The organism is Agarivorans sp. Alg241-V36, from assembly GCF_900537085.1.
Lineage (GTDB): Bacteria > Pseudomonadota > Gammaproteobacteria > Enterobacterales > Celerinatantimonadaceae > Agarivorans.
Map to the genome: position 1 here is coordinate 1 of NZ_UNRE01000007.1, position 24,432 is coordinate 24,432.

Genomic DNA, 24,432 nt, shown 5'->3' on the forward strand with positions numbered 1-24,432 from the left:
CATTTGAGCAGCACCAGTGATCATGTTTTTAACGTAATCAGCGTGTCCAGGACAATCTACGTGTGCGTAGTGACGAGTTGGAGTGTCGTACTCTACGTGTGAAGTAGAAATTGTGATACCGCGCTCGCGCTCTTCTGGAGCGTTATCGATTGCTGCGAAATCTTTAGCTTCACCACCGTATACTTTTGCAAGTACGTTTGTGATAGCCGCTGTTAGAGTTGTTTTACCGTGGTCAACGTGGCCAATTGTACCAACGTTTACGTGCGGTTTTGAACGTTCAAATTTTTCTTTAGACATAATAGTCCCCATGGATAAAGGTCATTGGTACAAAGCACCATTGGTTTACGCTTACCGACCGGTAAAAAGTAATAGGGAGACTAAAAAAGGAATGTGGTGCTGATAGGCAGATTCGAACTGCCGACCTCACCCTTACCAAGGGTGCGCTCTACCAACTGAGCTATATCAGCACTGTGGAGCGGGCAGCGGGAATCGAACCCGCATCATCAGCTTGGAAGGCTGAGGTAATAGCCATTATACGATGCCCGCATCAAACCTTTGGAAGACGACCTACTACCAAAATAATGGTGGGGGGGGACGGATTCGAACCATCGAAGCTTTCGCGGCAGATTTACAATCTGCTCCCTTTGGCCACTCGGGAACCCCCCCACACTGTCACCTTGTAACAAGGTGAAGCCTTACACTTAAGAGATGGTGCCGATTGCCGGAGTCGAACTGGCGACCTACTGATTACAAGTCAGTTGCTCTACCAACTGAGCTAAATCGGCATCGCTTAAGTGCTGCGCATTCTATGTAATGCATTTATTAAATGCAACTACCAAATGGAAAAAAAAACTAAGGATTGATGTGAACGCGCAAAAATCAGCCAGCAGGCTCAATTATTGGCCGCGTAGCGATACTTCACCGGCCATAAATGCCTGTTGTTGGCCATCTATTTCAAGTAACAATTGGCCTTGCTGATCAACGCCCTTAGCCTTGCCTTTTAGCTGACGATCCTCAGAAAAGCGCAAGCTTACATCTTTATTAGCGAAGACATCGTAACGATTCCAACGTTGTTGTAAGGCAGCAAAGCCCTGCAAGCTGAATATCTCGAACATCTGGTTCAAAGACTCAACAATGGCTACAGCTAACTCAGTTCTGTTTACTGTGGACTTAGCATTGGTTTCTAACTGGGCAAAAGCTTGGTCAATTTGCTCTGCTTGAAGACTCGCCACTCTAATATTCACCCCAAGACCAACCACTAAGCTCACTTCGCTATTAGCGTGACCTTGTAGTTCTATTAATACTCCACCAAGCTTTTTACCACCTAAATAAATATCGTTAGGCCACTTTAGGCCTAAGTCTTCAAAGCCAGCCTTTTCTAATGCCTCTACAATTGCTAGTCCTACTGCAAGGCTTAAACCCATGGCCGCTTCAATACCATCTTGCAAACGCCACAACAAAGACATACAAAGTTGGCCAGCATAGGGCGTTTGCCATGCCCGGCCTCGCCTACCGCGACCAGCACTTTGATATTCCGCCAAAACCACTTGGCCGTGTTCAACGGTGTCGATGTTGTTCATCAACCATGCATTGGTTGAATCAACCTGGTCGAATACCAGAGGCTGATTGGAGGGCAGCGACTGCTCTAGAGCTTTGGCATCTAACAGAGACAAAGGTTCTGACAAGCGATAGCCTTTACCCTTTACACTGTAAATATCTACACCTAGGGCCGAGTATTGCTTGATATAGCTAGCCACCGTGGTGCGAGAAACCTCGAGCTGCTGTGCCAAGCTCTCCCCTGAGCAGAATTCGCCAGATGAGAGCCAACTAATTAACTGGTAGGGCTTACTCGGTGTCATTGGGCTTACCTAACACCGCGCTTGGTTCTATCTCACCAGAGTGACTAATAAAACGTACTTCTGGCTCTAGTAATACATCAAAGGCTTGCCACACTTGCTGGCGAATATGGCGACATAGCGCGAGGATATCTTCTGCCTCAGCATTTGCTTTGTTAACCAAGACTAAAGCCTGATCCTGATGCACCGCTGCGCCACCTATTGAAAAACCTTTTAGGCCGAGTTTATCAATTAGCCAACCTGCAGCTAACTTAGATTGCCCCTTACTAGCTTGGTAATTTGGCATTTCTGGGTAGCGAGATAACAAACTTGAAAGATGGTCTTGGCTAACGAGCGGATTCTTAAAAAAGCTGCCTGCATTGCCTAAACGCTTAGGGTCTGGAAGTTTACTAATACGCATTTTGCACACCTCGTCAAACACTGCCTGAGCACTGACGCCTTCGGCTAGCATTTTCAAACCACCATAATTCCGTTTTGCTGCCCAGGACTTACTAAGCTCAAAGGTAACCTTACTGATGAGAACTTGATCTTTTAACTTAGCTTTAAAAATGCTGTCTCGATAGGCAAATTGGCATTGCATATTGCTAAGTATTTGCTTGCTGTTAGTCAGCAGGGAATAAAACTCAACTTCACTACATACATCGGCCAACTCAATGCCATAGGCTCCAATGTTTTGTACTGGCGACGCCCCCACTGTTCCGGGGATAAGCGCTAGATTCTCTAGGCCTGGCATTCCTTGTTCGATAGTCCATTGCACGAACTGGTGCCAATCTTCTCCTGCGGCTGCTTTGATGATGTAGCATTCGTGATTTTCAGCGACTTGTATACCGCGAATCTGATTTACTATTACTAAGCCACAAAAGTCTTCTAGTAGTAGTAAGTTAGACCCACCGCCAATCACCATCCAAGAAAGCTTCTTGGTGCAAGCCCAAGTAATCAATTCAGCAATGTCTTCAGCATGCTTAAGCTCTGCAAAATACTTAGCCTTAGCCGCTAAACCGAAGGTGTTATAAGAACTTAAATCAACATCGCTTTGTATTGAGGAAACAACACTCATTTTCTTAAACGCACCCGGCTTACTTCGTGGTTAGCACTTTTTTCAAGAATCAAATCAGCGCGTTCTCTGGTAGGAAGAATATTCTCTATCAAGTTGACGTGGTTAATTGACGACCAGATTTGCTTAGCGATCTTCGCTGCACCGCTTTCATCAAGCTGAGCGTAATGGTGAAAATAGTTATTAGGGTGAGTAAACGCACTCGCGCGGAGCTTTTGAAAGCGTTCGATATACCAGGTTTCTAATAGCTCTGGCTCGGCGTCGACAAAAATCGAAAAGTCTAAGTAATCGGAAACAAATACTTGCCGAGGTTGATTGGGGTAATCTCGAGCTGATTGCAAAACGTTTAAGCCTTCAAGAATTACGATATCTGGCTGCTCAACTTTAATCTGCTTATCTTTTACAATGTTGTAAGAAAGGTGAGAGTAAACTGGAGCCGCAACACTTTCTTCTCCGGACTTAAGCGCCGCCACAAAGTCGACCAAAGCCTTTTGGTCGTAACTTTCAGGGAAACCCTTACGTTGCATCAAACCACGCGCTTCTAACTCTTCGTTAGGAAATAGGAAACCGTCGGTAGTAACAATGTCGACTTTTGGGTGCTCGGGCCACCGCTGAAGTAGGGCTTGGAGAATCCGTGAAGTGGTGCTTTTACCGCCAGCAACACTGCCAGAAACACCAATGATATAAGGCACGTGTTGGCCACTTCCCAAAAAGTTAGCTAAAACTTCTCGGCGATCTTGGCGCGCTTTCACGTAAAGATTGAGCAAGCGAGATAATGGCAGATAAATATCGACAACCTGAGGCAAGGACAAGGCTTCGTTAATACCACGAATGCTTTCAAGGTCATCTTCGGTAAGAGTGAGAGGTACTGATTGACGGAGTGTTGACCAAGCTTCGCGTTCAAAATCTAAATAACTAAACGCATGCGGCGCGGTGGTATAAGTTGCTGGCATGGGCCCTTCCTATATAGTGCGGCACAACCATATACCAAAACTAAAAAACTCTCCAGCTTAAGGCAGGATTTAACCCTGTTTGCGGAATTTGTCTTCGCGCAGGGGCACAACTTTAGGGCTGCGCTCAACCAAATGAACAGAAGGCAGGTCGTAGTCGTAAGCGCGTTTATTGCGGGCAACTTTATTAAATACTACGCCGGATATTTCCAGATCCATCCGAGCTAGTTTGTTCAATGCATTTTCGATTGATTTGCCATCGGTACGTTCTGCCTGAACGACCAGAAGAGTTGCGTCTACTGAAGGCGCAACCATAACCGCATCACTTACTTGCATTAAGGGGCCAGTTTCAATAACGATGCGATCGTAATGTTGGCGAAGCCCTTTTAGCAATAGCTTGAATTTTTTCGAGGCCAATAAGGAAGTAGAGTGTCGGTCAATCAAACCGGCTGTTAATACATCAAAACCTAGTTGGTTATCGCGATGAATACACTGAGATACAGAATGGGTTCGCGCGAGTAAATGGGTTAGGCCAGGTTGCGATAAAGAGTAATTTAAATAGGTTGATACTGAAGCGCGGCGCAGATCAGCGTCAATCAGCAATACTTTTTCTACGTCACTGCAGGCCGATGCAGTTTGAATAGTTAAACTGGTTTTCCCCTCGCCCTCTAAAGCGGAAGTAAACAATACTACTTGGCCTCGGTTTGGTCGCATTTGCAAGCGAGCTCGCAAGGAACGCAAAGGCTCGCCTAACCAAGGGTGAACACCTTGTCTGAGCCATTTGTTGCTGCGCACCTTCACTTTCGGTACTTCAGCAATTACTTCAACACTTAGCGCATTTTCTAGCTCTTCAACGGTTGAGAAGGTACGTGACATAGCTTGCTTAAGTAAAACAAACACCACGCTTAAAATACCTGCAAGCATGCCTGCCAGTATCACAATAATTGCTTTCTTGGGTTTAATTGGAGACTCGGGAATTCGAGCGCTATCCACCAACTGAGCGTAGCCGCGATTAAAGCCCTCTGCAGCTTCTGCTTCTTTAAACTTCTCGAGGAAGGTATTGTAAAGTCGAGTATTACTCTCAATCTCACGAGTCAGCTGATTAAACCGAGTGGTCTTACGGCTCAGGTCTTGGTATCTCACCTTAGCTAAACGTAGCGATTCCGATAAGGCCGCTTCGCGTGCAACGGCAGACTGATAGCTTTTCTCGATACCAGAAATAATGAAATCGGTTTGGCTGCGAAGTTCTAATTCAACTCTTGAAATCTCGCCACTTAAAGAAACGCGCTTAGGGTGTTTTGGCCCGTAGCGCTTGGCAAGTTCAGCTTGCTTCAACTCTAACTCTATTCGTCGGCGCTTAATATTTTGCACCATTGGATCACGCTGGATCTCATTCAACGAAGTCAGCTTATCTAAATCACCAGCGGCAGTGCGTCTCACCAAATTCCAAAGAGCGCTAGCTTCACTTTTCAGCCGCTGAGCTTCCAATTGCTGCGTGGTTAACTGCTGTAGCTCTTTACCGATAAGCCCTAAAATACCTTCCTGATCGACCAGATTTTCCTGTTCACGGTACAGTTGCAATTCAACTTCTGAACTTTGTAGTGCAGATTTTAAGCGATTAAGCTCTTGCAATAACCAACCAATGGTTTGATCGGTGGCTGCTTCACTAGAGCTGCGATGATATTCGATGTAGGCTTCCGCCACAGCAATAGACACTTGCTGAGCCAGCAATTTGTCCCAGCTTCTAAACTTGATTTCAACTAAACGGCTTTTAGGTAACGGAGATACCGATAAACGGCTTTTAAATACCTTTAGCAATTGCGCTTCGCTAGGTGAATTTTTGCTACTAAACTGTGAGCTATACCCAAGCGTAACCACCTGCCACCAGTAACGCCAAGGGGCGATAGGCTTACGTAGAAATTCGGGATGGTGTTGTAAATCTAACTTATGGATAACCGCTAGTGCGATTCGTTCGGAGCGAAGAATTTCGGTTTCAGTATTAAAATAAGCTTCTGCTTGAGTATCTAAGTTATAAACGTCTTCTACGGCAACCATTTTAGCTTGGCTGTAGCCGATCATTAATTTAGAAGAAGCTTGGTATAAAGAAGGCAGCGCTTTTACATACAACATACTCAATAGCAATGTAACCATCACTACTAGGATAATGTTTAATTTTGCTTGCCACAGAGTAACAAACAGGTGACGTAAATCGACCTCTTTACTTTCTCTATTTTGTGGCGACTTCTGCTCTTCCATGAATCTAACCGATAACTCCATTACTTAAACATACAATTTATAACCTAACGATACTGCCAGCTCTATAAGCCACATGCAATTAGGGAATGTCGGAAATGTATGTAAGAGAAACGCCTAATACTACAAAAAAAGATAATAATATTATTATAAATAAATGAAAAAAGGCTCCCGCAGGAGCCTTTTTCATAGTTTTAAAGCTTAGGCTTTAACTACTACGTCTACCAAAGTCCAAGACTTAGTCTTAGAGATTGGAGCACATTCTCTGATGGTTACAACATCGCCTTGAGCGGCAACGTTTGCTTCATCATGAGCGTGTAGCTTAGTAGTGCGTTTGGTGTATTTCCCATAGATTGGGTGTTTAACCTGACGCTCAATAGCAACAACAATAGACTTGTCCATTTTGTCGCTAACTACTTTACCTTGCAATGTACGGATATCGCTCATTACGCACCTGCCTTCTGATTCAGAATTGTTTTCACACGCGCGATATCGCGACGTACGTTTTTAAGCAAGTGAGTTTGGGCTAATTGACCAGTACTTGCTTGCATACGCAAGTTGAATTGCTCACGAAGCAGGTTTAGTAGCTCAGCTTTAAGCTCTTCAACACTTTTATCTTTAAGTTCGTTAGCTAACATTACATCACCGTCCGCGTTACAAAAGTAGTGCTTAAAGGTAGCTTACGCGCTGCAAGCTCGAAAGCTTCGCGTGCAAGTTCTTCTGATACACCGTCCATTTCATACAGGACTTTGCCTGGCTGAATTTGGGCTACCCAGTATTCCACGTTACCTTTACCTTTACCCATACGAACCTCAAGAGGCTTTTGAGTAATCGGTTTGTCTGGGAATACACGGATCCAGATTTTACCTTGACGTTTAATGTGACGAGTCATCGCACGACGTGCTGCTTCGATCTGACGAGCAGTAAGACGGCCACGACCAGTCGCTTTAAGACCGAAGTCGCCAAAAGACACGTTTTGTCCTTTGCCTAAACCACGGTTACGACCAGTGTGTTGCTTACGGAATTTAGTACGTTTTGGTTGTAACATTCCCGGTTCTCCTATTTAGCGTTGCGCTTGTTACCGCGCTTCGGCTTAGAAGGAGCTTCAGGTGCTGCAGCCAATGGCATTCCGCCAAGAACTTCGCCTTTAAAGATCCAAACTTTAACGCCGATGATACCGTAAGTAGTCAACGCTTCTGAAGTTGAGTAATCGATATCAGCACGTAAAGTGTGTAGTGGTACACGACCTTCACGGTACCATTCAGCACGAGCAATTTCTGCACCGCCTAAACGACCACTAACTTGAACCTTGATACCTTTAGCGCCAAGACGCATTGCGTTTTGTACTGCGCGCTTCATAGCACGACGGAACATAACACGACGCTCTAGCTGGCTAGAGATAGAGTCTGCTACTAATTTAGCGTCTAACTCAGGCTTACGAACTTCTGAGATGTTGATTTGTGCAGGTACGCCAGCTAATTTAGCTACGTTCTTGCGAAGTTTTTCAACATCTTCACCTTTCTTACCAATTACAACACCTGGGCGAGCAGTGTGAATAGTTACACGGATGCTCTTAGCAGGACGTTCAATAGTAATGCGAGACACAGAAGCGCTTTTCAATTCTTTAGTTAAGAATTGACGCACTTTGTGGTCACTGAAAAGGTTATCTGCGTATTCACCTTTATCGGCATACCAGGTTGAATTCCATGGTTTTACGATACCTAGGCGAATACCATTAGGATGTACTTTCTGACCCATTGCTTATCTCCTAGTTATCAGACACAACCACAGTGATGTGGCTGGTACGCTTGATAATACGGTCGGCTCGGCCTTTAGCACGAGGACGAATACGCTTTAGAGTTGGACCATCATCTACGAAGATTTTGGTGATTTTCAACTCATCAATATCAGCACCTTCATTGTGCTCAGCGTTAGCAATGGCAGATTCTAGAACTTTCTTAACAAGTCCTGCTGCTTTTTTGCTGCTGAATTGCAACGTAACAAGTGCTTTTTCAACTGGTAGACCACGTACTTGATCTGCAACCAGGCGAGCTTTCTGCGCAGAACCACGAGCAAAACGATGTTTAGCTAAAGCTTCCATTATTTATACTCCTACTTCTTCTTCGCTTTCTTATCAGCAGCATGGCCGCGATAAGTACGAGTTGGCGCGAATTCACCCAGTTTATGACCGATCATTTCATCGGTAACAAATACTGGAACGTGCTGACGACCATTATGGACAGCGATGGTCAAACCGATCATTTGTGGAATGATCATTGAGCGACGAGACCAAGTTTTCAATGGTTTCTTGTCCCCGCTTTCCACCGCTTTCTCTACCTTCTTCAACAAGTGTAGGTCAATGAATGGACCCTTCTTGAGAGAACGTGGCATGGCGATTCCCCTTATTTCTTAGAACGACGGCGTACGATATATTGATCCGTACTCTTATTTTTACGAGTTTTGTAACCTTTGGTAGGTACACCCCATGGAGTAACTGGATGACGGCCACCAGATGTACGACCTTCACCACCACCGTGTGGGTGATCAACCGGGTTCATTACCACACCGCGAACGGTAGGACGAACACCACGCCAGCGCGTTGCACCAGCTTTACCAAGTTTACGTAGCATGTGCTCGCCATTACCAACTTCGCCTAGAGTAGCGCGACAATCAGATAATATCTTACGCATTTCACCACTACGTAGACGTAGAGTTACGTATGCTCCATCACGTGCAACGATTTGAGCGTAAGCACCAGCAGAACGTGCCATTTGGGCACCTTTACCAGGCTTCATTTCAATCGCGTGCACAGTAGAACCTACTGGCATGTTACGCATTGGCAAACAGTTACCTGCTTCGATTGGTGCATCAACACCAGAAGCAATAGCAGCGCCTGCTTTAACACCTTTAGGTGCTAAAATATAACGACGTTCACCGTCTGCGAATAATACCAATGCAATGTGAGCACTGCGGTTTGGATCATATTCAAGACGTTCTACTTTCGCAGGAATGCCATCTTTGTCATTACGTTTGAAGTCAATCAAACGGTAGTGTTGCTTATGACCACCACCGATATGACGCACGGTAATTACACCGCGGTTGTTACGACCACCAGATTTCGACTTACTTTCCAACAAAGGAGCGTAAGGCTTGCCTTTGTGCAGGTCAGTATTAACCACTTTAACAACGTGGCGACGACCAGCAGATGTAGGCTTACATTTTACAATAGCCATTTAAGAATACTCCTATTACTCTGCGGCACCGGTGAAGTCGATGTCTGCACCTTCAGCTAAGGTTACATACGCTTTCTTCACGTCGTTACGGCGACCGAAACGAGCTCCGTGACGTTTAGTTTTACCTTTTTGGTTCAAGGTAGTAACGCCAGTAACTTCAACTTCGAATAGTTTTTCAACTGCAGCTTTGATTTCTGCTTTAGTAGCGGTTTTCACTACTTTGAATACGATAGTGTTATCGGCTTCAGCAGACATAGTGCTCTTTTCAGAGATATGTGGAGCTACTAGAACTTTCAACAAACGTTCTTCGCTGATCATGCTAACCACTCCTCAATTTGTTTAACTGCATCAGCAGTTACCAACACTTTATCAAAGGCAATCAAGCTAACTGGGTCAATACCAGCTACATCACGTACGTCTACTTTATATAGGTTACGTGCGGCCAAGAATAAGTTTTCATCAACTTCAGGAGTAACGATTAATACATCGTTAAGGTCGAAGTCTTTCAACTTAGCAACTAATTCTTTAGTTTTTGGCGCTTCAACAGCAAATTTTTCAACCACAATCAAACGTTCTTGACGAACTAGTTCAGACAAGATGCTGCGGATTGCGCCGCGGTACATTTTCTTGTTAACTTTTTGGCTGTGATCTTGTGGCTTAGCTGCAAAGGTTACCCCGCCGCTACGCCAAATAGGGCTACGAATTGTACCGGCACGAGCACGGCCTGTACCTTTCTGACGCCATGGTTTCTTACCACCACCTGATACTTCAGAACGTGTTTTCTGAGCGCGAGATCCCTGGCGAGAACCTGCAGCATATGCAGTTACTACCTGGTGAATCAACGCTTCGTTAAAGTCACGTCCGAAGGTAGTTTCGGAAACTTCAAGAGCGCTTTGCGCGTCTTTCAATACCAATTCCATTACTATCTCCTAACGTTACGCTTTAACAGCAGGTTTAATGATCACGTTACCATTGGTAGCGCCAGGTACGGCACCTTTAACCAAAATCAGGTTACGTTCAACATCAACACGTACAACATCTAGGTTTTGCGTAGTTACACGCTCAGCACCCATATGTCCGGCCATCTTCTTGCCCTTGAATACTTTACCTGGGCTTTGGTTTTGACCAATAGAACCAGGAGCACGGTGGCTCAAAGAGTTACCGTGAGTAAAATCTTGGGTAGCGAAGTTCCAGCGTTTAACACCGCCTTGGAAACCTTTACCTTTAGAAGTACCAGTAACGTCTACTTTTTTAACTTCATTGAACAAGTCAACTTTTAGCTCATCAGCTACGTTAACTTCTTCGCCTTCACCGTCTGCTAGACGGAATTCCCACAGGCCGCGACCCGCGTCAACACCAGCTTTAGCGAATTGACCCGCTTCTGGTTTGCTAACACGACTTGCTTTTTTAGCGCCGGTGGTCACTTGCAGAGCGCGGTAACCGTCGCTGTCCTCAGTGATAACACGAGTAACGCGGTTTGGCTCACATTCGATTACGGTAACTGGAATAGAAGCGCCATCTTCAGTGAAGATACGAGTCATTCCAACTTTACGACCGATTAGACCAATCATTGTAAAAACCTCTTATTAAACAGACTCAGGCTTAGCCCAAGCTGATTTGCACATCTACACCAGCAGCAAGGTCAAGGCGCATCAAAGCGTCAACTGTTTTATCAGTTGGCTCAACGATGTCTACTAGACGCTTGTGGGTGCGAATTTCATACTGATCACGCGCGTCTTTGTTAACGTGCGGAGATACCAGAATGGTGTAACGCTCTTTACGAGTAGGAAGTGGAATAGGACCACGAACCTGAGCGCCAGTGCGTTTGGCAGTTTCTACGATTTCCGCAGTAGATTGATCGATCAGACGGTGATCAAATGCTTTCAAGCGGATTCGAATTCTTTGGTTCTGCATTGACAGAGCTCCAAATAAAAAATTAAAGAACCTAACACACACCAACGACATCCTTATCCAAAATTTGGGGATGGCAGTGCATGCGACGAATAACGTTTGCTTCCAAATCGGAAGCACTGTTAGTAGTTAACCCTTTAACAGGCTAACTGATGAATTGCCGAAGCAACTCAGCCACTAAATTAGTGAGCCGCGGTATTATACTCAAGGGCTAGTAAAAAACAAGCTAATCTACACAATTTGTTCAATCGCTAACCACATTGCAATTGGCTAGCCTAGGAACCTTTAAGCAGCTCGCAAAACCTTAGTACTTGTAAGCCTATAATATTCAACAATAAGCATTGATTAGAGCTAGCATGAATAACCAACATAGCTTACTGATTATTAGCCAGCACTCATGGCCGCAGCAGCTAGAGCAGCAAGATACGCCTTGGCATTTTTGGCGTACTTCATCCTTTCCTGCTCACTCGCAACTAACACAGCACCAGCTAGCTTTGGTGGTGGTTGATGTTTCATTGTTGCAAAGCAATCAACAGCAACTCCATTTTAGCCAGTTACTTAAACACCCTTCGGCTCAAGCGGCCAACGTAATTTTTTACGCTGACCAGCTGCCTAACGCTAAGCAGCTATGTGAGTTAGTAAATAGTTTTACCCCGATGCATGTGCTGTCTCCCGAAGATGATGACCGCCATTTAGAGGAGCAATTAAGGCTACATTGGCCAATCGCCGATCATCACCAACAACAGCGTTGGCTGGAGCAACAGCTGGCCGAGCACGTGGCGCAGTTTCGCGCTAACTTCTTTGACTACACAGCATTAAGTGACCAAGAGCTCTCCGAGCAAGTGATCACCGCCCTTTATGCTTTTTTCCAAGATAATGATGAAGACCATTTGTGCCGCACCTACAGCGCCAACCATTTGCTCACTCAAGAAGGAGAAGCCAACCAGTATTTATGGTTCATCGCAAAAGGTGAGGTGGTATTAAAGAAACAACAAGATGACCAAACCCTAGAAGTGGCGCGAATGCAAGCGGGCTCCTTAGTGGGCGGTATGTCTTTTGTTACTGGCGAATTAGGTTTTACCAGCGCGGTTACCACTATGCGTACCGACGTGATTAAGCTAGATAGAGTAACCTTTGCCAAGGTGCTAGATTCAAGCAACCATCTATTGCCTTTGTTTACTAATCTACTGCTACGCCACTTTAATCGGCGTCTGCAAAAGAGCATTCATACCAAACTCACCTTACAAAGCACCTTAAACTCCTTAGATTCAGCTCGCGAGCAGCTGATAGAAAAAGAAAAAATGGCTGTGCTTGGCCAGCTAATATCTGGCATTGCCCATGAGTTAAACAATCCGGTGGCAGCCATCAATCGCGGCAGCGATACCATTGCTAAACAGTTGCCACAGGTACTTAATAGCCCTTTAAGCGCTAAGCAACAGCAACTGGGCCAGCAACTGCTTGAGGCGGCATTTACTCTCACGCCAATGTCCACCAGTGAGATCCGCCAGCGTAGCAGTAATTCAGTAGATTTATTTGGTGACCCGATTATCGCCAGAAAAGCGGTGACTATTGGTTTAGACCGACCTGACTTTCGGCAACAGTATTTGCAATGTAGTGACAATGAAGACAGCGCTGAACTCATCAACGCACTATCTAGCTATCATCAAATAGGTAACTTTTTACGAAATATTCAAGTTTGCGCTTCTCGCATAGCCGGGCTAGTCAAAGGCCTTAAGCACTATGCAGGTCAAGACCCTGAGCAACCGGTACTTGCCGATCTAAATGAAGGCATCGCCGAAACTTTAGTGATTCTAGAAAATCGCCTGCGTGGCTTTGAAGTTGAGTGTAATTATGGCCTACTACCCGTTTATCGTTGTCACCCAATAGCGCTGCAACAGGTATGGACCAACCTCATTGCCAATGCCTTAGACGCCATGGGAAGCCGCGGCAAACTCACCATTACTAGCCGCTACAACGAAGCCTCTCCCAGTTACATATCAATAATCATTGAAGACAGCGGCCCTGGCATTAAACCCGAAATTATCGAGAAAATATTCCAACTAAACTTTACCACCAAACGAGAAGGTAATTTTGGTTTGGGAATAGGACTAACCGTTTGCCAACAAATAGTTGCACAACATTTAGGCAGAATTGAAGTGGAATCTGAGCTAGGACAATTTACCCGTTTCATTATTACCTTACCATTAAACCAAAGCTAAGACTTAAAGGAGTCGCACCATGGAACAATTACTGATTTTGTGTGTTGATGATGAACGTGAAGTATTGGATAGCGTGTTAAGCGACATTCAGCCTTTAAGTCCACCTTTTACTATTGATGGAGCAGAAAGCGTGGCCGAAGCTCGCCAAGTGATTAAAGATTTTGAAGCACAAGGCGGAAAACTTGCGCTGATTCTTGCCGACCACATTATGCCCGATGAGTTAGGCATTGATTTTCTTATCGACCTAAACCACGCCGCTACTAGCGAATCAGCTAAAAAGATATTGCTAACTGGGCAAGCTGGCCTGCACGATACCATCGAAGCGATTAATCGCGGTGGCCTAAATTACTATTTAGCGAAACCTTGGTCTGAAGAACAGCTGCTTAGCATCGTGCAAGAAAAGCTCACCGATTACGTTTTGGAATACTGCGAAAACCCAATGCCCTTTGCACAAGTACTGGACGGCGAGCGGATCTTTAGTCACGTGAACCAACATCGCTTAGATTTGGGTAACTAGAAAAATGTCAGTAGTGAACGGTTAGCGCTTAGATAAAGCGGCCTATTCGTTCTACTATAGAAGCTGATTTCTAGAGCAGGCTATACACATGGACTATGAACAACTCAAATCGTACTTGCTAGGTAAGCCTGAGGTCACTCAAGATTTACCCTTTGCGCCTGATGTTCCGGTGTTTAAAGTGCGCGGCAAAATGTTCGCTTTAGTGAGTTGGAAAGACGGCGTAATGAACATGAACTTAAAATGTCAGCCCGAACAAATTGACGCACTAACCGATATTTATCCGGCCATTACCCGCGGCTATCATATGAACAAGCGCCATTGGCTAACACTCAATTTTGACGGTAGCGATGCCGAAAATGAAGCCTTACGTTTAATTGATAATTCCTTCGAGCTTGTGGTAAAAGGCATGAATAAGCAGGCTCAACAACAACTACTAGGTTTAAGCTCATCTTGATTTGGACAAAGATTAACTGGCTTAAACTCTCCCTGCTTGGTTTGGTTTTAGCGCTAAGCGCTTGCTCTAGTGGAAGTAATCACGATGTTAGTACCACGCCTTTAAAAGTTGGCTATTGGCCCCATACTGAAACAGCCCGCAGCCCGCTGCCTCAACTAAAAGTGGCCACACTTAATCTCGCCCACGGGCGCAAGCATGCACTTAACCAGCTATTAGTTCGTGGTAACACCAGCAAAAAAAATCTACTCGATATCGCAGCTTATTTGCGTGAGCAAGACATAGACATTGTTGCTTTACAGGAAGCCGACGCCAGCTCTGCGTGGTCTGGCGGTTTTGATCATGTCGCCTTCCTAGCACAACACGCCGGATACTCTTGGTATGCCCATAGTATTCATAGCAGCAGTAAGCTGGCTAACTATGGCACGGCTATTCTTTCCAAATATCCTATTAGCGAAGCGCTTGCAGTTAACTTTGCCCCTAGCCCGCCAACCACCAGCAAAGGTTTTACCCATGCGCGAATTAAGCTAAATTCTCAGCAAAGCCTTGATGTGGTGTCGGTTCATTTAGATTTTTCTCGCGCCAGTATTCGCCAGCAGCAACTTGAGCAACTCAATGCGCAGCTACAAGACACAGCAAGCAGCACCATTATTATGGGTGACTTTAATAGCGAAGGGCAGCTTCACAAGCCAGATGAGGTGAACCGTTTTCTTGAACAAAGTCCTTATCGCGCTTTTGAACTGGGCAGTAAAGACTTAGCCAGCTATAAAAACAAACGCTTAGATTGGATTTTCCTCTCTAAAGACTTACGTTTTGTTAACTACCAAGTTGGGCCAGACAGCTTATCCGATCATCGCCCAGTGATTAGCCTTATCCAAGTTCCCGCTAAGTAAACGGCAATAAAAAAGCCTCGCAAGTGCGAGGCTTTGGCAACACTAACTATGACCCTTAAGCCACGTTTTGCTTATGAATAAGTGTGCTGTTGTCAATGATGAACTCTAAAGCAACTTCATCACAGGCATGCTGGCGAGGACAAATATCACAGTCCTTCATCACTTTCTCTGGCAGCATGTTTTTAGAGGTTGGGCTAAAGCCTAACTTCATGAAGAATTCTGGCACACGAGTTAGTACAAATACCTTCTCGATTTCCATCTTCTTAGCTTTCTTCATTAGGTGCTGCACCATAGCTCGGCCTTGGCCTGCACGTTGCGAACCAGGATTTACGCCTAGTGAACGAATCTCTGCTAACCCGGTATCGTAAAGATACAGCGAAGCACAACCGGTTACTTTTCCGGCCTGTTCACTCACCGTGAAATCACCAATTGCCTGCACTAGCTCTGGACGAGGACGAGGCAGGTTTTCACCCGCTTGCGACCAGTAGTTCACCATATCTTCAATGTTGTCTAAGTCGGTCATACGTGCCGAACGTACATACAAACCTTTCACATTACGTTTGGATAGTCGAACTTCTGCTTCGGTTAGCGCATGTTCAACTTGCTCAGGCGCTACACCACCTAGGGCTTGGCGCTTCGCCAGTGTAGACTCTAAGGACAAGTTTGGATAAACGTCGTCTTCAATCTCTGGTGCTAGCTCTTTAAACTCAGCCAAGCTAAGTTCTTCAAGCGGTACACCTTTTTCAATGGCTTTTACTACCGCAATACCCACAATGTGGTGAGCCTCGCGGAATGGAATGCCTTTAGCCACCAAGTAATCGGCAAGCTCAGTCGCATTCGAATAACCGCCTTTAGCTGCTTCAGTGGTGGTTTCTTCGTGTACGTCCATATCATCAAGTACTAACTCAGCCATGGCTAAGCAGTCACCCCATGTATCTAGCGCGTCGAACAAACCTTCTTTGTCTTCTTGCATGTCTTTGTTATAAGCCAAAGGCAAGGCTTTAAGGGTCATCATAATGCCCGACAAGGAACCATAAACACGACCGGCCTTACCACGGATAAGCTCTAGGGCATCAGGGTTTTTCTTCTGCGGCATCAATGATGAGCCAGAAGTTACCTGATCAGATAAGTCTAAGAAGGCAGACTCACCAGAGTTATAGAAGATTAAATCTTCGGCCATGCGGCTTAGGTGAATCATGCTAATAGAAGCAGTAGAAATAAGCTCAACCACATGGTCACGGTCAGATACCGAGTCCAAACTGTTACGTGTAGCACGGCGGAAGCCCAAGTCTTTAGCAATTTGCTGGCGATCCATTGGGTAAGCGGTACCCGCCAAAGCACCACAACCTAGCGGACATACATCCAAACGACTTAGGGCATCTTGCAAACGCGAGTAATCACGCTCAAACATTTCTACGTAGGCCATTGCCCAGTGAGAGAAGGTAACTGGCTGAGCACGTTGTAGGTGAGTGTAACCTGGCAGTACGGTTTCTTGTTGCTGGCGAGCAAATTTAACCAGTTTTTGTTGCAGCTTGTCTAAGTGCTCTAATAGCTCGACACCTTGACCTTTACACCACAATTTTAGGTCGGTAGCAACTTGGTCATTACGGCTGCGGCCGGTATGCAGCTTTTTGCCTAAATCACCAACACGTTGAATCAGCTGAATTTCTACCCAAGAGTGAATATCTTCAGCGTCACTACCCAAAATTTGTTGTGGGTTTTCGGCAACCTGCTTACCTAGGTCTAATAATGCGTCTTCAAGTTTGCTTTGCTCATCTTGTGTCAGAACGCCAACACTCAATAAGGCCTTAGACCAGGCAATAGAACCCGTTATGTCTTGCTCCGCTAAACGGTAATCAAAACGTAAAGAATCGTTGAACTGCTTAAATCTGGTATCTGCAGCTTGGCTAAAACGCCCACCCCACAATGCCATTTTACTCTCCATTTATTATTGCAAAGACCTCAGAGCAGATAGCCACTGAGGTCTAAGTATTCCTGCTTATTACTTCTACCAATCTTATTTGCTATTTAAAGCACGGATCCGGCTGGCTAGAGAGTATAAACGAATAAAGCCTTCAGCGTGCTTTTGATCGTAAACTTGGTCTTCACCAAAGGTAGCGAACTCTTCTGAGTACAAGCTGTTTGGCGAACGTTTTTGTACGGCAACGGCTTGGCCTTTGTAAAGTTTAATCACTACGTCACCATTGGCATCGGCTGCCATAGCTTCCGAGGCAGCGATAAGCGATTTACATAAAGGTGTAAACCAACGACCGTCGTATACCAAGTGCGCCATTTCTTGGCCCACTTTCTCACGCCATACACGTGAAGTTTTATCTAATACTAATTCTTCAATCGCACGTAGTGCAGCAACAATTACTGTGCCGCCCGGAGTTTCGTAACAACCCCGCGACTTCATACCAACGGTACGGTTCTCGGTAATATCGATACGGCCTACACCGTGAGCTGCTGCAATGTCGTTTAACTTCATTACTACTTGGTAAGGGCTAAGTGCTTCATCGTTTACTGCAACAACACGGCCTTGCTCTACTTTTAAGCTTACGTATTCTGGCTCGTTTGGCGCGTCTACAGGATCAACAGTTAGTGTCCAAACACCTTTACTTGGCTCGTTCCATGGGTCTTCTAGCTCGCCACCTTCGTGCGAAATATGCCATGCGTTAGCGTCGCGGCTGTAGATTTTGGTTGCTGAAGCAGTGGTCGCAATGTTGCGCTCTGCTAAGTAATCTAGCAAATCTTCACGGCTTTCCATGTCCCACTCACGCCAAGGCGCAATCACTGTTAGCTCTGGCGCTAACGCAGCAAAACAGCTTTCGAAACGAATTTGGTCGTTACCTTTACCGGTACAACCGTGACATACCGCATCGGCGCCTACTTTACGGGCTACTTCTACCTGCGCTTTAGCAATAATAGGACGCGCCATAGAGGTACCTAGCAAGTAAGTCCCTTCGTATACCGCACCAGAAGCAATGGTTGGGTAGATGTAGTCAGCAACAAACTCTTCTTTAAGATCAACAATGTGACACTCAGAAGCTCCAGAGGCTAAGGCTTTTTCTTCTAAGCCAATAAGCTCTTCGTCGCCTTGGCCAACATCGGCACAAAAAGCCACAATTTCACAGTCGTTGTAGGTTTCTTTTAACCACGGAATGATGGCCGAAGTATCTAGGCCGCCTGAGTATGCTAATACTACTTTTTTGATATCTGACATTTAAAAATTCCTTGTTTAACTCAGCCTAGAGCTGAACATTCACTAACTTAATAAACTTACTAGTACGGCGTTTTGTGCATGCATGCGGTTCTCTGCTTGATCAAAAATCAATGATTGAGGACCGTCCATCACTTCCGAAGTAATTTCCAACTCGCGATGAGCAGGTTGGCAGTGCAACACGTGGTTAATTCCACATTGCTGCATCAAATTCTGGTTGATCTGATAAGCAATATACTTATCTTTTACTGATTGCAGCGGCGTATCGTCGCCCATAGACACCCAAGTGTCACCGTAAACTACATCGTAACCTTTAATGTCTTCTACATTATTGGTAACGACAATTTTGCCACCGTGTGCTTTAGCTAACTGGTTAGCCTTTTGCACAATTTGTGCGTCTGGGCTTGCACCTAGTGGGCAAACTGCCGCCACTTCCATGCCTAAAATAGCGCCACCCAGCAATAATGAGTGAGTCACGTTATTACCTTCGCCCAAGTAAGCTAACTTAACTTTACTTAGATCTGAGTAATGCTCGCTAATGGTCTGGAAATCAGCCAAACCTTGGCAAGGGTGGTACAAATCACACAGGGAGTTGATGATAGGTACTGATGAATTGTCACGCAGAGTCTGTAAGGTTTTATGCGAAAAAACCCGCGCTACAATCGCGTCTGCCCAGCGGGTAATGTTAGAGGCAAAGTCTTTAACACTTTCGCGCTCGCCCATGGCACCATTTTGCTGGTCTAGATAAACTGCATGGCCGCCTAAGCGATTAATACCAATATCAAAAGTTACACGTGTACGTAATGATGGTTTCTCAAACAGAGTAACAACGCTTTTACCGGCTAGGGTTTGCCCGTAATCAGCCGGCGTTTTTTTGATTTTAGCGGCTAATTCTAACAGCCCTAAAATTTGTTCTTGAGTTAAGTCCTGCAGACTTAGCAGGTGTTTAAAATCACTCATCATCTTTCCTTAAACGGTAACCTGAGTCCCTACCGACTCACCTTGATATGTTTGTCCAGCCAATAAGCTGGCAAGTTTCGCAGGATCTTTCCATGAAGCTAGCGAAACCGGCGTTTGTAAAAATTCAGCGGCTTCTAGAGCAGCTTTAACTTTTACCGTCATGCCGTCGGTAATTACACCATCGGCTATCAATTTGTCTGCTAGTGCGCTATTTAGCTCGGCCACCAGCTGTTTATTCTGGTCGAGTACGCCAGCAACATCGGATAATAACACCAATTGGCCTTGGAGCAATTTACACACTGCTAAAGCGGCTTGGTCGGCATTCACATTGTAAAGCTCGCCGTCGTCACCAATACCAATTGAACTCATCACTGGCACGTGGCCTAGCTCGATAAGGCTGCTAAGCAAAGCAGGGTTGCCTAAAGTGGCTTCGCCTACATGGCCCAAGCGGGTATCCATTTGGCTTACTTTACAAGTGCCAGCATCGCTTAAACACAAGCCCACTGCCGACAAACCTGCTTTTAGCGCTTGGGCTAATAACAGCTTATTGCTGGTACCCGCCAATGCGCCGACTACATAAGGGATTTGCTCTTTAGGAGTTATGCGCAAGCCGTCTAGCTTTTCAGATACAAAACCAGTTTTGGCCAATACGTCTTCAACGACTACGCCTCCGCCATGCACCAATACAATGGGTTGCTTAACTTGTTGTAGAGCGGCAAATAAATTATCTAAAGCTTGGCTGTTATTAAGAACTGCGCCGCCTAACTTAATCACTAACGGTTTCATTACTCGCTCCTAAACCAGTGACTCAGTAAGGGCAAAGCCGTTACGAATATTAACGCATTGAATAGCCTGACTAGCAGCGCCCTTCAATAAATTGTCTTCCGCCGATACCACGATTAAATCGTCACCTTGTTGCTGCCATGCAACATCAATAAACGGGGTATTCTCTACTTTTGCAATAGACGGCCATTCGCCATCCAATATGCGCACAATGTTTTGCCCTGCATAAGCTTGTTGGTAAGCAGCGTTTACTTGCTCTTGGCTAGTGCCCGCTTTTAGCACCACGTTAATCGTGGCTAAAATGCCACGCTTAAAGTTACCCAGGTGCGGAGTAAAAATCACTGGGTGGCCTAAGTGGGCAGCAATCTCGGGTTGGTGACGGTGATTAAACACACCGTAAGGCGCTAGGCTAACTTCGCAGAATGAACTGGTTAATGAAGCTTTACGGCCAGCACCACTCACGCCGCTAGTGGCGTTAATCACCGCTTTATTGCTTGGCTCTAAAAGACCCGCTTCAACCAAGGGCTTAAGTGCGGTTAGCGATGCGGTTGGATAACAGCCAGCTACAGCCACTAGATCGGTTTGCTTAATTTTATCAGCATTCCATTCAGCTAAACCGTATACCGCTTTTTCTAATAACTCGGGGAATTGGTGAGTAAAACCGTAGAATTTTTCGTAAAACTCAGCGCTTTGAACGCGGAAGGCACCCGACAAATCGAAGACCTGACAACCAGCATTTAAAAATGCTTCGGCTAGGTCATGGCTTACTTCGTGAGCCGTGGCTAACAAAACAATATCAACATCGGCGAAATTTTTGGCAATGTCTACCACAATTAATGGCTGCACAGGGGCGTCGACCACGCCGCGTAATTTTCCGTGCAGGGCAGATAGCGCCTTGCCTGCGTCGAGGCTTCGCTCTGAAACATACAACCCGGCAAGTTCTAAATTTGCATGGCGGCTAACATAGCCTGCCAACTCCGCTCCGGTGTATCCACTTGCACCAACAATCGCTGCCTTTAACATCGTTTCTTGTTCCCTTGAAATCTTATGGCATAGTGTTATTTATTGAGCTGCATTTTACTGACCAAATGAACAAAATGTCACGCTTGTCAGCTCAAAAAAAACTAGCTGTCTTTAATATAAACGGAGAATACCACAGGCAATTCTTTATGCAATAAAAATGAATTTTTATTTATTGTTAAATTTACGCGTATAGGTTAAAAATTAAGCCAAACAAAGTTGCCCTTATTAAAATATGAGTAACAATCTATAAATAGCCGCTTGATCCTAAGCAAAGGAAATAGCGTTATTTGTAATTTAATTACAGGTATTTTGACTATATGCTCGGTCTTAGGTATGTTTTTGCCCTAGGACTAGGGTGATTTAGTAAAAAAATTTCAATAATCGCTAGCAAACGCAAACAGTGAAGGAAAGACAATGAGCCAGAATATGCCTCAGGAGATTAACGCCTCGTTACGAGGAAATGTGAGTCTACTCGGACAACTACTTGGTAACACGATCAAGAGCCATATGGGAGAAGCGTTTCTAGAGAAAGTAGAAACCATACGCCAGCTAGCTAAGGCCTCACGTAATAACGATGATGAGGCGCGCGAGCAGTTATTGGAGCTATTGCGTAACCTAAGTGATGACGAGCTATTGCCGGTAACCCGCGCCTTTAGCCAATTCCTAAACTTGGCAAATATCGCCGAGCAATTCCACACCATTTCACGTAACTGCGAAGGCAGTACCTGTGCCCAAGATCCTATCGACCAAGTTTTCAATAAACTAAAGCAAGAAAACTTAAGTGAAGCAGAGATCCACCATGCAGTGGCACAGTTAAATATCGAGCTGGTACTTACCGCGCACCCAACCGAGGTGACCCGTCGTACCCTAATCAACAAACACGTTGCCATTAATAACTGTTTAGATTGGTTAGAACTCGACTTACCAGATCAAGAGCGCAGCCAACTACTTAGCCGCTTAGAGCAGCTAATCAACCAAGCATGGCACACCGACGAAATTCGCCAGCAGCGCCCTACTCCAGTAGATGAAGCTAAATGGGGTTTTGCGGTAATTGAAAACTCGCTATGGCAAGCCGTGCCAGATTTTGTGCGCCAGTTAGACAAAAAACTTGGCCAGCACTTCGATATGCGCATGGCCCTAGATGCCGCGCCAGTAGTGTTCTCATCTTGGATGGGCGGCGACCGCGACGGCAACCCATTTGTAACGTCTAAGGTTACCGAAGAGGTACTGCTGTCTAGCCGCTGGGTAGCCGTTGACCTTTACTTAAAAGAAATTCAAACCTTGGTTAGCGAATTGTCGATGAGCGATGCCAACGAAGCTTTGCTTGAGCAAACCGGTGACCAAAACGAACCTTACCGCGCCTTATTAAAAGTATTGCGCAGCGAGCTACAAGAAACTCACGACTACCTTACTGCCAAGCTAAAAGGCCAGTACACCGAAGCGCGCGATATTATCACCAATACCGAGCAGCTACGTGAGCCACTTGAGCTTTGTTACTACTCGCTACAAGACTGTGGCATGGGCATCATCGCCGACGGCACCTTGCTAGATCTACTGCGTCGTATTGCCTGTTTTGGCATCAACTTACTACGTTTGGATATTCGCCAAGACAGTGGCCGCCACGAAGAAGTATTCTCAGAAATCACTCGTTACTTAGGCATGGGTGACTATGCACATTGGAACGAAACTGATAAGCAGCACTTCTTACTGCAAGAGTTAAACTCTAAGCGCCCGCTGTTCCCACGTGATTGGGAGCCAAGTGAATCGGTACAAGAAGTACTAGACACGTGTGCCATTATCGCCAAGCAAGAGCGCGAAGCATTAGGCATTTACATTATCTCTATGGCGAGTGAGCCATCTGATGTATTAGCCGTGCAATTGCTACTACAAGAAGCTGGTTGTCCGTTCCGCCTACCGGTTGCGCCTTTGTTCGAAACTCTAGACGATTTGAACAATGCGCCTGCTACCATGAGCAAACTGCTATCAGTTGATTGGTACCGCGGTTACATCTCTGGCCAACAACATGTAATGATTGGCTACTCAGATTCAGCTAAAGATGCTGGTGTGTTAGCGGCATCGTGGGCGCAATACCGCGCTCAAGAAGCGCTGGTATCTATCTGTGAAGGCCATCAAATCAGCTTAACCTTGTTCCATGGGCGTGGCGGTACAATTGGTCGTGGTGGTGCACCAGCGCACGCAGCCTTGTTATCACAACCTCCAGGCTCACTAAAAGGTGGCTTACGTGTAACCGAGCAGGGCGAAATGATCCGCTTTAAGTTCGGCCTACCCAAAGTTGCCATGGATAGCCTAAACCTCTACGCCAGCGCTGTATTAGAAGCGAACTTGATTCCACCCATGGAGCCAAAAGACGAATGGCGCGAAGTGATGGACCAAATTGCCGAAACCTCTTGTGAAGCCTACCGTGGCATTGTTTGGGGTGAAGAAGAGTTTGTGCCTTACTTCCGCTCGGCTACCCCAGAGCGCGAGTTAGCTAAACTGCCATTGGGCAGTCGCCCAGCTAAGCGTCGCTCAGACGGTGGTGTCGAAAGCTTACGCGCTATCCCATGGATTTTCTCATGGAGCCAAAACCGCCTATTGCTGCCAGCTTGGTTAGGTAGCGGAGCGGCATTCGAAGGGTTAATTAAAGAAGGTAAAAGCGAGCTGCTAACCGAAATGCGCGCGTGGCCATTCTTTGATAACCGCTTAGCAATGCTAGAAATGGTATTTATGAAAGCCGATACTTGGCTATCAAAAATCTACGACGAGCGCTTAGTGGAGCCAGAGCTACAAGAGCTAGGTGAAAAGCTTCGGGTTAAGTTAGAAGGCGCTAAAGCGGCCATTGTTTCGCTAGCACCAGACAACAAGCTATTGGCTAATCAAGCCTGGGTGGTTGAGTCACTTAATCTGCGTAACCCTTACATCGATCCTTTGCACGTATTACAGGTTGAGCTGCTAAATCGTTCTCGCGCTAACGAAGAACTTTGCCCAGTAGTTGATCAAGCCTTAATGGTAAGCATTGCCGGTATCGCTGCGGGTATGCGTAACACCGGTTAAATACTTACCTATTTAACCGTAGCAACCCCGCTTTACGCGGGGTTGTTTGTTCTTA

26 protein-coding genes and 4 tRNA genes are annotated in these 24,432 nt (G+C 45.7%); 5 read left to right on the forward strand and 25 right to left on the reverse strand.

What is annotated here, in order from left to right:
• The 20 genes from G6R11_RS15945 to rpsJ form a co-directional block, all read right to left on the reverse strand.
• A partial coding sequence (locus G6R11_RS15945; RefSeq protein ID WP_240352492.1) for a GTP-binding protein occupies positions 1–297 on the reverse strand: 297 nt, incomplete at its 3' end.
• A 94-nt stretch (positions 298–391) separates the two neighbouring features.
• Positions 392–467: transfer RNA gene (locus G6R11_RS15950), tRNA-Thr, on the reverse strand.
• 4 nt (positions 468–471) lie between these two features.
• Positions 472–546, reverse strand: a tRNA-Gly gene (locus G6R11_RS15955).
• A gap of 36 nt (positions 547–582) precedes the next feature.
• Positions 583–666, reverse strand: a tRNA-Tyr gene (locus G6R11_RS15960).
• 43 nt (positions 667–709) lie between these two features.
• Positions 710–785: transfer RNA gene (locus tag G6R11_RS15965), tRNA-Thr, on the reverse strand.
• 111 nt (positions 786–896) lie between these two features.
• Complete coding sequence (gene birA / locus G6R11_RS15970; protein ID WP_163134079.1) at positions 897–1,859, reverse strand: bifunctional biotin--[acetyl-CoA-carboxylase] ligase/biotin operon repressor BirA; 963 nt, start codon at positions 1,857–1,859, stop codon at positions 897–899.
• Positions 1,846–2,913 carry a UDP-N-acetylmuramate dehydrogenase gene (gene murB, locus G6R11_RS15975; protein ID WP_163134080.1) on the reverse strand — a complete coding sequence of 356 codons (1,068 nt, stop codon included), beginning with the start codon at positions 2,911–2,913 and terminating at the stop codon, positions 1,846–1,848. The genes birA and murB overlap by 14 nt, the downstream gene beginning before the upstream one ends.
• Positions 2,910–3,863 (reverse strand): type I pantothenate kinase, encoded by a 954-nt coding sequence (coaA, locus tag G6R11_RS15980; RefSeq protein WP_163134081.1) that lies wholly within the window; start codon positions 3,861–3,863, stop codon positions 2,910–2,912. Before coaA ends, murB begins: the two co-directional genes overlap by 4 nt.
• 69 nt (positions 3,864–3,932) lie before the next feature.
• The gene (locus G6R11_RS15985; protein WP_163134082.1) at positions 3,933–6,116 is read right to left on the reverse strand and encodes a polysaccharide biosynthesis tyrosine autokinase; all 2,184 of its coding nucleotides are present in this window, start codon (positions 6,114–6,116) and stop codon (positions 3,933–3,935) included.
• Positions 6,117–6,314: 198 nt separating this feature from the next.
• Positions 6,315–6,560: a 30S ribosomal protein S17 gene (gene rpsQ, locus G6R11_RS15990; RefSeq protein WP_016403503.1), complete on the reverse strand. Its 246-nt coding sequence runs from the start codon at positions 6,558–6,560 to the stop codon at positions 6,315–6,317.
• Positions 6,560–6,751 carry a 50S ribosomal protein L29 gene (gene rpmC, locus G6R11_RS15995; RefSeq protein WP_163134083.1) on the reverse strand — a complete coding sequence of 64 codons (192 nt, stop codon included), beginning with the start codon at positions 6,749–6,751 and terminating at the stop codon, positions 6,560–6,562. Before rpmC ends, rpsQ begins: the two co-directional genes overlap by 1 nt.
• The gene (gene rplP / locus G6R11_RS16000; RefSeq protein WP_163134084.1) at positions 6,751–7,161 is read right to left on the reverse strand and encodes a 50S ribosomal protein L16; all 411 of its coding nucleotides are present in this window, start codon (positions 7,159–7,161) and stop codon (positions 6,751–6,753) included. Before rplP ends, rpmC begins: the two co-directional genes overlap by 1 nt.
• Before the next feature lie 11 nt (positions 7,162–7,172).
• Positions 7,173–7,871: a 30S ribosomal protein S3 gene (gene rpsC / locus G6R11_RS16005; RefSeq protein WP_163134085.1), complete on the reverse strand. Its 699-nt coding sequence runs from the start codon at positions 7,869–7,871 to the stop codon at positions 7,173–7,175.
• A gap of 10 nt (positions 7,872–7,881) precedes the next feature.
• Positions 7,882–8,214 carry a 50S ribosomal protein L22 gene (gene rplV, locus G6R11_RS16010; protein WP_016403499.1) on the reverse strand — a complete coding sequence of 111 codons (333 nt, stop codon included), beginning with the start codon at positions 8,212–8,214 and terminating at the stop codon, positions 7,882–7,884.
• Between the two features lie 11 nt (positions 8,215–8,225).
• Positions 8,226–8,504, reverse strand: coding sequence for a 30S ribosomal protein S19 (gene rpsS / locus G6R11_RS16015; protein ID WP_026959667.1), 279 nt, complete (start codon positions 8,502–8,504; stop codon positions 8,226–8,228).
• Positions 8,505–8,515: 11 nt separating this feature from the next.
• Positions 8,516–9,346 (reverse strand): 50S ribosomal protein L2, encoded by an 831-nt coding sequence (rplB, locus tag G6R11_RS16020; protein WP_163134086.1) that lies wholly within the window; start codon positions 9,344–9,346, stop codon positions 8,516–8,518.
• A gap of 15 nt (positions 9,347–9,361) precedes the next feature.
• A complete protein-coding gene (gene rplW, locus G6R11_RS16025) occupies positions 9,362–9,664 on the reverse strand; it encodes a 50S ribosomal protein L23 (RefSeq protein ID WP_016403496.1) in 303 nt (100 codons plus the stop codon).
• Positions 9,661–10,266, reverse strand: coding sequence for a 50S ribosomal protein L4 (gene rplD, locus G6R11_RS16030; RefSeq protein ID WP_016403495.1), 606 nt, complete (start codon positions 10,264–10,266; stop codon positions 9,661–9,663). Before rplD ends, rplW begins: the two co-directional genes overlap by 4 nt.
• Before the next feature lie 15 nt (positions 10,267–10,281).
• Positions 10,282–10,917 carry a 50S ribosomal protein L3 gene (gene rplC, locus G6R11_RS16035; RefSeq protein WP_137674374.1) on the reverse strand — a complete coding sequence of 212 codons (636 nt, stop codon included), beginning with the start codon at positions 10,915–10,917 and terminating at the stop codon, positions 10,282–10,284.
• 31 nt (positions 10,918–10,948) lie between these two features.
• On the reverse strand, positions 10,949–11,260 hold the full coding sequence (gene rpsJ, locus G6R11_RS16040; RefSeq protein ID WP_137674375.1) for a 30S ribosomal protein S10: 312 nt from the start codon (positions 11,258–11,260) through the stop codon (positions 10,949–10,951).
• A 353-nt stretch (positions 11,261–11,613) separates the two neighbouring features.
• Here rpsJ and G6R11_RS16045 point away from each other — a divergent pair, with 353 nt between their 5' ends.
• From G6R11_RS16045 to G6R11_RS16060, 4 genes are all read left to right on the forward strand, one after another.
• Positions 11,614–13,476 (forward strand): ATP-binding protein, encoded by a 1,863-nt coding sequence (locus G6R11_RS16045; protein WP_163134087.1) that lies wholly within the window; start codon positions 11,614–11,616, stop codon positions 13,474–13,476.
• Positions 13,477–13,495: 19 nt separating this feature from the next.
• Positions 13,496–13,993: a response regulator gene (locus G6R11_RS16050; protein ID WP_163134088.1), complete on the forward strand. Its 498-nt coding sequence runs from the start codon at positions 13,496–13,498 to the stop codon at positions 13,991–13,993.
• A gap of 88 nt (positions 13,994–14,081) precedes the next feature.
• On the forward strand, positions 14,082–14,447 hold the full coding sequence (locus G6R11_RS16055) for an MmcQ/YjbR family DNA-binding protein (RefSeq protein ID WP_163134089.1): 366 nt from the start codon (positions 14,082–14,084) through the stop codon (positions 14,445–14,447).
• A complete protein-coding gene (locus G6R11_RS16060) occupies positions 14,444–15,337 on the forward strand; it encodes an endonuclease/exonuclease/phosphatase family protein (protein ID WP_163134090.1) in 894 nt (297 codons plus the stop codon). The genes G6R11_RS16055 and G6R11_RS16060 overlap by 4 nt, the downstream gene beginning before the upstream one ends.
• Positions 15,338–15,392: 55 nt before the next feature.
• Here G6R11_RS16060 and argH read toward each other — a convergent pair whose 3' ends face one another.
• The 5 genes from argH to argC all read right to left on the reverse strand — a co-directional run bounded on the left by argH (position 15,393) and on the right by argC (position 21,323).
• On the reverse strand, positions 15,393–17,270 hold the full coding sequence (gene argH / locus G6R11_RS16065) for an argininosuccinate lyase (protein WP_163134091.1): 1,878 nt from the start codon (positions 17,268–17,270) through the stop codon (positions 15,393–15,395).
• A gap of 84 nt (positions 17,271–17,354) precedes the next feature.
• Positions 17,355–18,560 (reverse strand): argininosuccinate synthase, encoded by a 1,206-nt coding sequence (locus tag G6R11_RS16070; protein WP_163134092.1) that lies wholly within the window; start codon positions 18,558–18,560, stop codon positions 17,355–17,357.
• A gap of 42 nt (positions 18,561–18,602) precedes the next feature.
• Positions 18,603–19,517 (reverse strand): ornithine carbamoyltransferase, encoded by a 915-nt coding sequence (locus tag G6R11_RS16075; protein WP_163134093.1) that lies wholly within the window; start codon positions 19,515–19,517, stop codon positions 18,603–18,605.
• Positions 19,518–19,526: 9 nt separating this feature from the next.
• Positions 19,527–20,303, reverse strand: a complete 777-nt coding sequence (gene argB, locus G6R11_RS16080) for an acetylglutamate kinase (RefSeq protein WP_163134094.1) — start codon at positions 20,301–20,303, stop codon at positions 19,527–19,529.
• A 9-nt stretch (positions 20,304–20,312) separates the two neighbouring features.
• Entirely contained in the window at positions 20,313–21,323 is a 1,011-nt protein-coding gene (gene argC, locus G6R11_RS16085; RefSeq protein WP_163134095.1) for an N-acetyl-gamma-glutamyl-phosphate reductase, read from the reverse strand.
• Between the two features lie 414 nt (positions 21,324–21,737).
• On the opposite strand from argC, the gene ppc reads away from it, so the two are divergent.
• A complete protein-coding gene (gene ppc, locus G6R11_RS16090; protein ID WP_227981444.1) occupies positions 21,738–24,377 on the forward strand; it encodes a phosphoenolpyruvate carboxylase in 2,640 nt (879 codons plus the stop codon).
• Positions 24,378–24,432 lie beyond the last annotated feature (55 nt).